General features: G+C 44.0%; 9 protein-coding genes. 3 read left to right on the top strand and 6 right to left on the bottom strand.

The window, feature by feature from the left end:
• Nucleotides 1-3: 3 nt before the first annotated feature.
• Together H9629_RS02730 and efp are read right to left on the bottom strand one after the other, a co-directional pair.
• Nucleotides 4-2,103: a carbon starvation CstA family protein gene (locus H9629_RS02730; RefSeq protein ID WP_064095460.1), complete on the bottom strand. Its 2,100-nt coding sequence runs from the start codon at nucleotides 2,101-2,103 to the stop codon at nucleotides 4-6.
• A gap of 171 nt (nucleotides 2,104-2,274) precedes the next feature.
• Entirely contained in the window at nucleotides 2,275-2,844 is a 570-nt protein-coding gene (gene efp, locus H9629_RS02725) for an elongation factor P (RefSeq protein ID WP_064095461.1), read from the bottom strand.
• A gap of 381 nt (nucleotides 2,845-3,225) precedes the next feature.
• Here efp and epmB point away from each other — a divergent pair, with 381 nt between their 5' ends.
• From epmB to H9629_RS02710, 3 genes are read left to right on the top strand one after another with little or no spacing between them, the layout of a single operon-like run.
• Entirely contained in the window at nucleotides 3,226-4,248 is a 1,023-nt protein-coding gene (gene epmB, locus H9629_RS02720; RefSeq protein WP_064101382.1) for an EF-P beta-lysylation protein EpmB, read from the top strand.
• Between the two features lie 9 nt (nucleotides 4,249-4,257).
• A complete protein-coding gene (locus H9629_RS02715) occupies nucleotides 4,258-6,003 on the top strand; it encodes a hypothetical protein (RefSeq protein ID WP_064101383.1) in 1,746 nt (581 codons plus the stop codon).
• A complete protein-coding gene (locus tag H9629_RS02710) occupies nucleotides 5,985-8,150 on the top strand; it encodes an EAL domain-containing protein (protein WP_191730486.1) in 2,166 nt (721 codons plus the stop codon). The genes H9629_RS02715 and H9629_RS02710 overlap by 19 nt, the downstream gene beginning before the upstream one ends.
• 99 nt (nucleotides 8,151-8,249) lie before the next feature.
• Here H9629_RS02710 and rpmE read toward each other — a convergent pair whose 3' ends face one another.
• From rpmE to H9629_RS02690, 4 genes are all read right to left on the bottom strand, one after another.
• Nucleotides 8,250-8,474: a 50S ribosomal protein L31 gene (gene rpmE, locus H9629_RS02705; protein WP_081406336.1), complete on the bottom strand. Its 225-nt coding sequence runs from the start codon at nucleotides 8,472-8,474 to the stop codon at nucleotides 8,250-8,252.
• Nucleotides 8,475-8,669: 195 nt separating this feature from the next.
• Nucleotides 8,670-9,662, bottom strand: a complete 993-nt coding sequence (locus tag H9629_RS02700) for a bile acid:sodium symporter family protein (protein WP_064095465.1) — start codon at nucleotides 9,660-9,662, stop codon at nucleotides 8,670-8,672.
• A 151-nt stretch (nucleotides 9,663-9,813) separates the two neighbouring features.
• Nucleotides 9,814-10,215, bottom strand: coding sequence for a lactoylglutathione lyase (gene gloA, locus H9629_RS02695; protein ID WP_064095466.1), 402 nt, complete (start codon nucleotides 10,213-10,215; stop codon nucleotides 9,814-9,816).
• A gap of 1 nt (nucleotide 10,216) precedes the next feature.
• On the bottom strand, nucleotides 10,217-12,385 hold the full coding sequence (locus tag H9629_RS02690; protein ID WP_191730485.1) for an AmpG family muropeptide MFS transporter: 2,169 nt from the start codon (nucleotides 12,383-12,385) through the stop codon (nucleotides 10,217-10,219).
• Between the last annotated feature and the right edge of the window lie 166 nt (nucleotides 12,386-12,551).

Here is a 12,551-nt window from a genome sequence, read left to right as displayed (position 1 = left end):
TCCTTAATGACCTTTCGCTGGCTGAATCTCTTCAGGATCGCGATAAATCGCTTCTGCCTCATGCACGGTCGGTACCGGACTTGCCAAGGCACGGCGAATCACACCAATCGCAGCGAACAACATCACAAAGGCTACAATCATGAAGAAAGCACAAAGTGCAGCATTGATCTGGTTCGACATCGCTACCGTCTGCATTTCAGCCATGGTTTTCGCTGGCGCCAGGATTTCATTATTGGCAATTGCCGTGTTGAAACGGTCAGCTTGCGCAAGGAAACCAATCTTTGGATTTTCGTGGAAAATCTTCTGCCAGCCTGCTGTCATGGAAGTAATGAACAGGAACACTGTCGGGATAATTGTCACCCAGACATATTTCTGTTTTTTCATCTTGAACAGAATGACGGTACCGAGAATGAGCGCCATCGCAGCCAGAATCTGGTTACCGATACCAAACAGTGGCCATAAGCTGTTAATCCCGCCCAGTGGATCGACTACGCCCTGATAGACGAAGAATCCCCAGCCTGCCACTGCAACCGCAGTACCCAACAGGTTTCCGAAGAAGTTATGCGACTGTTTCACCGCAGGAATCACGATACCTACGGTATCCTGCACCATAAAGCGACAGGCACGGGTACCAGCATCTACAGCAGTCAGGATAAACAATGCTTCAAACAGAATCGCAAAGTGATACCAGAATGCCATCATTTCACGACTGTTGAAAATTTCGGTGATGATATGTGCCATACCAATTGCAAAGGTAGGCGCACCACCAGTACGTGACAAAATCGAGTTTTCACCAACTTCTTGTGCCAGTAAGGTCAAAGCTTCAGGCGTTACCACAAAACCAAGGGTTCGTACTGCTTCTGCTGCACTTTCGGCTGTAGTACCGAGTAATGCGGCTGGCGAGTTAATGGCAAAGTAAATTCCTGGATCCAGAATTGCAGCACAGATCAAGGCCATGATCGCCACAAAAGATTCCATCAACATACCGCCGTAACCGATCATGCGGATATCGCGTTCATTGTTGACCAGTTTTGGTGTCGTTCCTGAAGACACCAAAGCATGGAAACCGGAAATCGCACCACAGGCAATGGTAATAAACAGGAATGGGAACATAGAACCTGCAAATACAGGACCAGTACCATCAACGAATTTGGTAATTGCTGGCAGTTTCATTTCAGGCATGGCAAACAGGATACCCACAGCCAGACCTGCAATCACGCCAATTTTCAGGAAGGTCGACAGATAATCACGTGGAGCAAGCAATAGCCAGACTGGCAGTACCGATGCAATGAATCCATAAATGATCAATGCCCAAGTCAGCTCAGTGCCAGAAAGCGTAAAGAATGGGCCCCAATATGGATGTTGTGCGATGTTTTCGCCGTAGATAATGCCCAGCATCATCAGGACAAAACCAATAATCGAGACTTCAGCAATTTTACCTGGTCGGATAAAACGCATGTAGATGCCCATAAAGATCGCAATCGGAATGGTCGCTGCGATACTGAATACACCCCAAGGACTGTTGGTCAGTGCTTTTACCACCACCAGTGCCAGTACTGCCAGAATGATAATCATCACGCCTAAGGCACCGAGCATGACCACAATCCCGGCAAAAGTACCCAGTTCCTGCTTGGCCATTTCACCGAGTGATCGACCGTCACGACGGGTGGAAATAAACAGCACCAGAAAATCCTGGACTGCACCGGCAAGTACCACACCGACCAGTAGCCAGATCGTGCCCGGCAGATAACCCATCTGCGCTGCCAGGATTGGACCTACTAGCGGACCTGCACCGGCAATCGCTGCAAAGTGATGGCCAAACAGCACGCTTTTATTGGTCGGCACATAGTCCAGACCATCAGCCAGACGATGCGCAGGCGTTAAACGGCGTTCATCCAGCTCAAATACTTTATTGGCAATAAATAAACTGTAAAAACGGTAAGCAATGCTATAGACGCAGGCGGCGGCAAGTACCAGCCAGACTGCATTGACATGCTCACCCCGACTCAGTGCCAGCACTCCAAAGGAGACTGCACCCACAATGGCTACCAAAAGCCAAATCATTTTCGAAGTCAGCGTGGACTTCTTCTGTAAAGTTTCCATTCAATCCCTCATATTGTGATGCATACAAATCAGCGTGATTGTTGTTGTTCGAGGTACTGCTGTTTTCCCTTGCGACTTTACGCCTGTTCTTTTGCTTTTCCTCTAAGACTTTGGCATAAAAAAAGGGATGATCTAAATCATCCCTCTCGATAATAGTCTATTTTCAAACCATTATGCACGTTCTAAATAGTCACCAGTACGGGTATCTACACGAACGCTTTCCTCTTGCTGTACGAATAATGGAACACGTACTACAGCACCTGTTTCAAGTTTCGCCGGCTTACCACCACCGCCAGAAGTATCACCACGAACACCTGGATCAGTTTCAACGATTTTTAATACCACGAAGTTTGGTGGGCTCACACTAAGAGGCACGCCATTCCACAACATGATGGTACATTTTTCGTTAGAATCGTCTTTTAACCATTTTGCAGCATCGCTCATTGCTGTTTTATCAGCTGCGATCTGTTCAAAGGTAACAGGATCCATGAAGTTCCACATTTCGCCATCGTTGTACAAGTATTCCATTTCTACTTCAACGATATCAGCAGCTTCTAGTGAGTCACCAGACTTAAATGTTTTTTCTAACACTTTGCCTGATTTAAGGTTACGTAATTTTACGCGGTTAAAAGCTTGGCCTTTACCTGGTTTTACGTATTCATTTTCCATGATTGAACATGGGTTGCCATCAAGCATAACCTTAAGGCCTGACTTGAAATCATTCGTAGAATAATAGGCCATGACTGGCGCACTCCAAACTTACTAACTTTAATCTATAGATGCTATGGGCTGTTGCGATGTCATTTAGCAAGTCTGACACGAACATGATTTGCCACATGCACATTCATTTAATGTTGCGTATTCTAAATGAGCAATACGTCTTGCCGCAATGAAAAAATCCGCTTTTACCTGCTCAGGCTGTCTAAGTTACAATCAGATATGAAAATCCTTTGTTTATTCATGTCTTGCTCAACGTTAGACTGTCATCAGCTTATCATGAAGATCAGCATATCTGAATCGCACCCTATATTAGAGCACAGCGAGTCATTCTGCTTTCTTACAAACTGTTAAACTGTTTCCATCAGGATGTGTCCTCCCACTTAATATTGTTAATCTTCCAGCATGACGAACTATCTATATCAAGAACAAAACTGGCAATCACAACTCAGCGACCTGATCACTGATCCACGCGAACTACTTGAAGTACTGCAGCTTGCACCGGAGCAACTGCTCTCAGGCGCTATCTTGGCTTCCAAGCAGTTTAAATTACGCGTACCACGTGCTTTTGTGGGCAAAATGCAGACCGGAAACCCTTTAGACCCCCTGCTTTTACAAGTGCTGCCCCATCATCTGGAACTGGAAGAGCATCCGGGATTTGTCACTGATCCCTTGGGCGAAGAACAGGCCAATCAGCAACCTGGCGTACTGCACAAATATAAATCCCGTTTCTTGCTGACACTGACTGGTGCCTGTGCTGTCCATTGCCGTTATTGTTTCCGTCGGCATTTTCCCTATCAGGAAAATCTGCCTAAAAATGAAGACTGGATAAATATCAAGCAATATCTGGAAAGCCAACCCGATATTAATGAAGTGATTTTGAGTGGTGGTGATCCACTGACCTTATCGAACCAAAAATTAAAAACCTGGATTGAACGACTGGAATCAGTACCACATCTCAAATTCTTAAGAATACATTCACGAGTTCCTATTGTGATCCCCAACCGAGTCGACGAAGAGTTACTTAGCATGTTAAAAAACAGTAGGCTACGTATTATTCTGGTGGTACACTCAAACCATGCATCGGAGTTGGACGACTTCACTTGCACGCGTTTAAACCAGCTGGTTCAACACCAGATTACTGTATTGAATCAGGCGGTTTTATTAAATGGGGTTAATAATTCTGCTCAGGTTTTAGTAGATTTAAGCTATCGCTTGTTCGATGCCGGGGTCATGCCTTATTATTTACATGTACTTGATAAAGTAAAAGGTGCCCATCATTTTGATTTGGCATCTGACCATATTAATGAGATTTATACAGAAGTTTTAGCGAGCCTACCGGGGTATCTGGTTCCTAAACTGGTTCGAGAAATAGCGGGCGAGAAGAATAAGACACCGCTTTTTGGGGTTTCAACATTTTTGAGTTAAATAATAAAGATGAGCACGCATACTTCAGACATTTTTCAGACACCGACTGAACTAAAACGAGAGCAGTTGAGCTTTTGCCCAACCACTGCCAAAGCTTTACAGGAATGGGTTGCAGGAATTTCAATTCTACAACTGGGGAATTCATCCAAATCCCTGTTTAATGCCCTATTGGAAGTTTCTGAGCTAAAATGTACAGAAACCCAGCGCTTTGACCTGATTCAGATTTTACATCCAACTCTTGAAAATGTTCTGACCAGCCTGGAAAAGCATTTCGTCAATCAGGGACTGATAACATCGGATCGTAATGACCAGATTATTGAGCTGGCCATGCTGCTGCGCAGTCATTTTGCCAAAATTTATATCGATATCGTTAAGCGCTGCAATCATCAGCTGACGCATCAGAAGTTTTCGCTGTTCTCTCTGGGTAAAAAGAAAAGCATTCAAACTGCCCGGATGGTCTCGATTTATTATGCACTGCAGCAACTTACACTTCTGTTATATCAACAGCATATGCTTTATAGCACGCCAGGACTGGGACAATGGCTGGCCGCTCACCAACTGCTTGAATGTGCCATAGATAATAATTTCTATCAAACCAATATCAATCAGGTATTGGGCACCCAGCATGAGATCCAGAATATTGCACATGCCTATTCACAACTGATTTTACTGGATATTTTCAATACTCATCAAATCCGGCCTGCAGAAATCCAGGGGCTGTATTTGTGTAGTTTTGACTGGGCCAAACTGGTACAGATCCTGCCAAAGGAAACCACATTATCCCGTTATGTGGTTGATGCCAGCAAAGATCATCCGCCGATCTTTAATTCCCATCAGGAAGCCCAGTTTCAGCCAAGCTTCTATATTTCCACCCAGAATCTGATGGATCATTTAACCGGCACCCAAAGCAAAAATGCCCAGTATCTGTCACGTAATGAAAAACTGTTTCTGACCCCTGCTCTGCATTTTCATATCTATAACCTGCTTTCCAATAATGTCGAACGTCGTCATGAACGTTATGAGTATTCAGCGCAGATCAATATCTGCTTTGGCTTAACGGTAGCGCATTTTTACCTGTCTAAAGGCAAAAATTTTAACGAAACACTCGAACTTGGTGCCAATTACAATTTCCAGAGCGAAAGTAGTTTTGTCAGCTCGTTGGAAAATGCCATTCCAAGTGGTTTTAGCAGCATTAAGGCGCTCGATCGTGAAACCAAACAGATCCATAGTGCTGAAGTTCTGGATATTAGTGTCAATGGTTACCGGATTAAATGGACCGACGTTACCCCTGCCAACCTGAAAACCGGTGAATTCATCCTGGTTCAGGAAAAAACCCAGAGCCAGTGGCGTGGCGGTGTGATTCGCTGGATCAAGCAGTCAACGGATAAAAGCCTGGAAATTGGCCTGGAAATTCTGGCACAAGAGCTCTTCCCTTGTGCTGCCTATACCCGTACCGAACGCCATCATGTCAATTATCAACCGGCACTCCTGGTGAAAATGACGCAACTAGATGAGGTTTCGACCAGTCTTATTGTTTCTGGCTCACAGATGTTTAGGGAAAAACAAACCATTCATTTACGTCTCGGTCAGGAAGAAATCAAAATCTATCTGACCAAAGCACAACTGATTACACAAAGTTTCATCCGTTTCGATTATGAATTACTCAATGATCAGGAAGAAGAAATGATCGAAAACTTTATCGATCAGCATATGAATGAAAGCAGAAATCATGATTTATGGGAAGCATTGAAGTGAGAAATCCATTATTGTCTAAAAAGTTAAAACGTACTGAAACACGTTTACTCATTATTGATGATAATCAAATTAGATATAACCAAATCTGTGATCTTCTGACGAATAATGATTATCAGGTCAATGCTGTTCTGCTAGATGACCTGAAATCTTTTGAAAAGCAGTTAAATTTCAACTGGGATCTGATTATTTTTGGCCGTGCATATGACCTTAAATATGAACAGGCCTTAAGTCTGGTGCGTCTTTCGCAGCAACCCAATCTGCCGATGATTTTGCTTAAACCAGATGATTACCGCGCTGAACAATATGCACAATATATCCATAAAGGGATCTATGACATTCTCAATTTCGATTACCTGGAACGCTTTTATGTGGGACTGGTTCGAGCATTGTCATTCAGCCGTTTATCGCAGACCCAGCAATATTTAATGAATGAACTGGAAACGGCACAGATTCAGGCACAATCTTTAGTAGATGACAGCAACCGGGCTGTCGCAACCATTCAGGAAGGGATTCATATTCAAGCCAATGCAGACTACCTGAAACTGTTTGGCCTGCAAAATGAAGATGAAATTATTGGGTTACCACTTCTGGATCTTCTTCAGCCTTCAGACTTAAATGATTTCAAAACACGTTTCAAAAAGATTTCTCAAGGTCAGTTTGATTTAGGTCGGGTCGAAATCCAATCCCTTAATCCCCAGGTATCAGCATCGGGTCCTTTAAAACTGGAATTCTTGCCCTCAACCTCTGAAGAAGATGCAGTGCAAATTAGCATTGATACCCAGTCGCAAGCCGTTACTACCGAGAAGACTGCAGGAAAACCAAGCACTTTCCAGTTACTTAAGCGCGAACTGAACAAGCAGTCTGCACCTGCTAATGCCTTGGTCACTTTCTCCTTCGGTGCTTATGACCCAGAACTTCTGCAATCCGACTGGACTACTTTTAGTGGGTACTTTAATACAGTCAAAGAGTTCCTCATGGAGCAGACCCGACTTCCACTATTTAAACTCGAATATGACGTCATTGTTGGTCTGTTCCAGGCAGATTCTAAAGCAATTCTTGAATCCAAACTGATCAGTTTAAATGCCTTAAGCAAGCCACAACTTATTACAGTAGGACAAAAGTCATTCCCTCTCAATTTACGCTTGGGCTATGTCATGCTTGAACAGGGGTTAAAGGATGAAATACATTGCAATACATTGATTGCACAAGCATTCTCTACTCCATTACCTCAAGCAGAAGTGGCGTCTGAATTTAAACTCGACATTCCATCTTCATCTAGCAGTCCAAGCTCTTTAGATATGCCGAGTATAGACTTCAGTGTTGCTGACAAACCAGTTGCCAGCCCAACAGTTGCGACGATCAGTCCAGCAGTCACCTCTCTTCCGAGCGCTACACCTTCTATTTTAAAAACTTTAAGTGAATGTCTGGACCGTGGTGAAATTCATCTGAAATATCAACAGCTTTATGATAAAGAAGATACTGATCTGTACATGTATGAAGTGACCAGCGGCTTTATCTTTGAAAATAAATGGCAGGATATTTCCAATCTTGTAGAACTTCGTGAAGATGATGAGCTGTCCATTAAACTGGACCGCTGGATTCTGGTAGAATCCAGTAAGCAGCTACATAACTTTATTGTTCAGTATCCAGATGCCCGTTTAATCGTGAACTTAAACCGTGCTGTACTGTTTAAAGACCGTACTTTCCCTGAGTTTATTTCCAAACTGATTACGATCATCCGCAGTAAGCAGCAGCATCCGCTCACCCTACAGTTTTCTGAAGAAGATATCTTGATGAACCAGCAGGATGCCCAGAAATACCTGAGAAATTTACGCGAGCATGGCGCACGAATTTCACTGCGTGACTTTGGTCATTCTATGTATAGCGAAACTTTATTGCGCGAATTCGATATCAATGCCCTGTCCTTGCACACCGAATTGACCCAGATGCTCAACAGTGACACTGGCATTGAGCAACTGCAAGAAAAAATCACCGGCTATAATGATATTAAGCCAGTTAATATCGTGATTCGTGAACTAAATGACATGACTTTGTTTGCCAATGCCTGGAATGTGGATGCCCGCTTTATTGAGGGTAATTATTTCCAGAAAAAACTGGATCATTTAATAGATGTACAAGAGCATTAACTACTTCTCCACACCTGAAATTCAGAAAATGAGCTTATAGTTTTCTGAATTTCAGGCACAAAAAAACGGGCTTGAAGCCCGTTTTTTTCATTTTGGGTATTAACGTTTAACAGAACGTGACATACCAGCAAAACGTTGTTTGAACTTGTCGATACGACCGCCAGTGTCAACATTCTTTTGCTTACCAGTATAGAATGGGTGGCAAGCTGAACATACGTCTAGATAAAGAGTTTCTTTACCAAGAGCTGAACGAGTTTCGATTACGTTACCACATGAACAAGTAGCAACTAAAGTATCATATTTTGGGTGAATATCGGCGCGCATCGTCGATTACTCCATTAGGTTCAAGAAGGTTTAGCTGTCATCGCTATTGATCACTCTCAACTGAGGAAGCAGGAACAATGTTCATGCAGATCAACACCACAACAGACCATTCTTTTGGCCCACCGAGACGGATACCGTCAGAGCTAAGCACAACAAGTGGGCATTATTATACGTGAAACGAATGCAATATGCGAATTATTCTTCTGCTTCTGCTGCTAATTCTGATTCATCCTCTTTGGCCCACAGATTAGCAATAATTCCGCACACCATTAGCTGAATCTGATGGAAAATCATGATCGGCAAAACAATCATACCTAATGGCTGACCAATAAATAAAATTTGCGCCATCGGCACTCCACTGGCCAGGGTTTTTTTAGAACCACAAAAGAATGCCGTTTTCTGATCAGCGCGGCTAAAGCCCAGCCAGCGCGGAATATAAAGTGATAACAGCATTACAATGGTAAGCAATACCGAGCAGGCCAGTAATAGCAATAACAGGGTACCCAGGCTAACCTCATTCCAGAGTCCGGCCACTACAGCACTGCTGAAAGCCCCATAAACCACCAAAAGAATCGAGCCTTGATCGAAAATCTTGACGATTTGTGGCACCTTCATCATGTAAGGATAAATCCAGGGACGCAAGACCTGCCCAAGAACAAACGGCACCAGTAGCAGCAATGTAATCTGGATAATCGAGGTGGTCGGATCAAAATCATGTTCAGATTGGCCAAGAATAAAAAATGCTACCAGGACCGGAGTAATAAACATACCAATGAGATTGGAAAAAGAGGCACTACACACAGCCCCGGCGACGTTACCATGTGCCACTGAGGTAAAGGCAATCGAAGACTGCACCGTAGAGGGCAAGAAACACATAAACAGGAAGCCCCAATACAGCTCCTGCCCGAGCATCGGCAATAAAATTGGCTTGGCTAAAAGTCCTAAGATTGGAAACATGACGAAAGTCAGTGCAAACACTAAAGTATGTAATCTCCAGTGCATAATGCCTTCTACAACTGCCTCGCGAGATAATTTGGCACCATGCAAAAAAAACAGGATGGCAATGGCTCCTGTTGTTATCCAGCCAAAGACTTCAGCCGCTTGCCCCGAAACGGGCAATACACTGGCCAGCAAGACCATCACAAATAACAGTATCGTAAAACGATCCAATGCCAAGAATTTAAGCATATCCCTTTAATCCCTCAAATTTTAGATTTTATTGTTTGATATAAAAATGCCCGGCTATCTTAACAGATGCCGGGCTGATACTACGCATTCAGCTTGATGTAATATTTTCATCTATACATGAATATGTTTCATATATTTCACCACACCACGCTTAGTTGTTACGTGCATCCTGATCCTGCTGGATCAGCTCGATTTTATAACCGTCTGGATCTTCTACAAATGCAATCACAGTCACGCCACCTTTCATCGGGCCGGCTTCACGTACGACGTTACCGCCACGCGCTTTAATTTCTTCACATGCCTTGTAAGCATCATCAACTGCAATCGCAATATGACCATAGCCATTGCCCAGCTCATAGTGGTCTGTATCCCAGTTATGCGTCAGCTCCAGCACAGTATGATTTTCTTCATCGCCATAACCGACAAAAGCCAGGGTAAAACGACCTTCTTCGTAATCACGCTTACGAAGCAGAGTCATGCCAAGTACTTCAGTATAGAACTTGAGAGACTGTTCTAAATTGCCTACACGTAACATGGTATGCAGCATGCGCATATTAATCATCCTTTTGTACAGATTGTTGTTGGTGTTCACCGAGCAATTTTGCAACCCAGACTACCAGAATCAGAATGGGGATCCCGATTAGAGTAGTCATCAGGAAGAAATTCGGATAACCGATATGGGTGACTATAGTACCCGAATATCCACCTAAAATCTTAGGCGTCAGGGTCATGAGAGAGCTAAAAATCGCATATTGAACAGCGGTAAATGACACACTGGTCAAGCTCGACAAGAATGCAATAAACGCAGCACCTGCAAGCCCTGCAGCCAGGTTATCGACAATAATGGCAAAATAAAGCCACTTGTCGCTATACGGTTTAATTACCTTACCACTGACCTCGACTGTATCTGAACTGTTGCTCTCTACCACTGCTAAAGGTTGGATATCAATATCCAGATTCGGGGTATGGGTCAACTGTTCATTGACCTGATAAACATGGGTTGTTTGTTGCAGTGCCTGACCATCTTGCATCAAGACTGCACTGATAATATGTGCGGGTGACTGGATCAGTTGCTGTGCTGGAATCGCGGCAGTAAATATGCCCTCACTTTCCAGTTTCGCATCAATATTCTGGTCGTTAATCTGCAACACGATCTTTTGATTTTCTGGCAGTGCTTTACCGACATACTGGCCACGCACCACAATGGTCTTGTCCTGTTCAGCAGCTGTAAGCGTATTATCACTCGTAATCGGCAGGATCTGTAACTGGGTGCTGCCCGGTTTTTCAGTTAAATACGGCATACTGACTTGTACCGGGGCCTGATCAGTAACATCTCCATCCAGATAAGCAGCCGATACTTGTAACTGCTTGCTTTGCGCCAGCACGGCACTCGGTAGCTCCAGCTTCCAGTAACCAACTTCATCTGTATCTGCCTGATAAACCTGATTAGCCACCCTAACTTCAACAGCGGCCAGTTGTTCACCTGACTTGACCAGCCCAATAAAAATGAGATTGGTCAAACAGGCCAGTAGAGCACCGACAAACATCAGTTTCATGATATTCATTTTCTGGGCCAACAACCCACCCAGAAATCCACCGATCAAAGAGAAAATAACGCCATAAACTTTGACCGCCTCAGCGATTTGCTCTTTACTGAAATTCAGGTCCTGATAAAAGACATTGGAAATCACCCCGGCAATAATATCGGAAACCCGATAAAAACCAATCAGCAATAACAGCACCAAAGCCAGCTTCAAACCATACCGTTTAAAGAAATCGGCAACCGGATCAACCCAGGTTTCATAGGCCATCTGCTTGTTGACTGCACCCATTTTTACCAGGCTGGCGCCAACAGCAAAGGCTACTGCACCCGAGCCAATAAAACGCAAAGCTTCAAAACAAAACAAGGCAAAGGTATCTTGAATGGCAAACTGTTCCGTGACGCTGGCCACCAGATTGCCCGAATAGACATAGCTCAGTACAAAACTGATGACCGCAACAAAAAACACCGCGACCAGACGAAAATAGTCACTGCGTACATAGTGCTTGCGAACCCGGTTAACCTGCGGTTCCCGGATGGACAGTGTGGTGACAATACCCACCATCATGACCGCAGCCATCGCCATATAGGTCCATTTCCAGGCATCATAAATATAGTTGCCTTTCGCTGTACCCAGATAGGCAGCCAAAAATAATGCTCCGGCACCTGCAACAATCATCCCGATCCGGTAACCGGCATTATAGGTGGCGGCCAGCACAGTCTGCATCTGGGTTTCTGCCAGCTCGATCCGGTAAGCATCAATCACAATATCCTGCGTTGCTGCGGAAAAGCCGAGCAGCACTGCCCCTAGCGCCATTTGCTGTAAATGGGTCGTTCCTAGCGCAGGATCAGAAAATGCCATAATCAGAATGGCACAGACAATCAGAATCTGGGCGATCAGCAACCAGGCACGACGGCGTCCCAAGGCCTTGGTCAAAAAGGGCACTGGCAGTTCATCAATGAGCGGAGCCCAGACAAATTTAAAAGAGTAGCCCAATGCCGCCCAGCTAAAGAAAGTTACAGCACTTTTGCTGATTCCGGCCTCACCTAACCATAAAGACAGACTGGAAAAAATCAGAAGAATCGGCACACCAGCCGAAAATCCCAAGAACAGCATAATCAAGGCACGTCGATCTAAAAATGCTGTAAATGCGGATTTCCAACCCGTCGTTTGTGTTGTCATTGCTTTATTATTTTCCGCAGAAAAACCAATTGCTGCTATTCAATCCTGTAATAGCGTATCTTTCAACAAGATTTATATATTTATCACATTTCCGGTTTTTATTTTCTGGGAAAAGCGACATGTTGGCTTGAATTTTTCAAGTAAATCTGTATACCTTAACTCTCAT

This window comes from Acinetobacter pecorum (genome assembly GCF_014837015.1).
In the GTDB taxonomy this organism is placed as follows: domain Bacteria; phylum Pseudomonadota; class Gammaproteobacteria; order Pseudomonadales; family Moraxellaceae; genus Acinetobacter; species Acinetobacter pecorum.
Note: the sequence above shows the minus strand (reverse complement) of the source record. Positions and strands in the feature narration are given on the sequence as shown.

Coding starts and splice junctions, on each gene's coding strand:
- rpmE (WP_081406336.1), bottom strand. CDS start 8,474: ATGCGCGCCGATATTCACCCAAAATATGATACTTTAGTTGCTACTTGT.
- H9629_RS02690 (WP_191730485.1), bottom strand. CDS start 12,385: ATGACAACACAAACGACGGGTTGGAAATCCGCATTTACAGCATTTTTA.
- H9629_RS02715 (WP_064101383.1), top strand. CDS start 4,258: ATGAGCACGCATACTTCAGACATTTTTCAGACACCGACTGAACTAAAA.
- H9629_RS02710 (WP_191730486.1), top strand. CDS start 5,985: ATGGGAAGCATTGAAGTGAGAAATCCATTATTGTCTAAAAAGTTAAAA.
- epmB (WP_064101382.1), top strand. CDS start 3,226: ATGACGAACTATCTATATCAAGAACAAAACTGGCAATCACAACTCAGC.
- H9629_RS02700 (WP_064095465.1), bottom strand. CDS start 9,662: ATGCTTAAATTCTTGGCATTGGATCGTTTTACGATACTGTTATTTGTG.
- H9629_RS02730 (WP_064095460.1), bottom strand. CDS start 2,103: ATGGAAACTTTACAGAAGAAGTCCACGCTGACTTCGAAAATGATTTGG.
- gloA (WP_064095466.1), bottom strand. CDS start 10,215: ATGCGCATGCTGCATACCATGTTACGTGTAGGCAATTTAGAACAGTCT.
- efp (WP_064095461.1), bottom strand. CDS start 2,844: ATGGCCTATTATTCTACGAATGATTTCAAGTCAGGCCTTAAGGTTATG.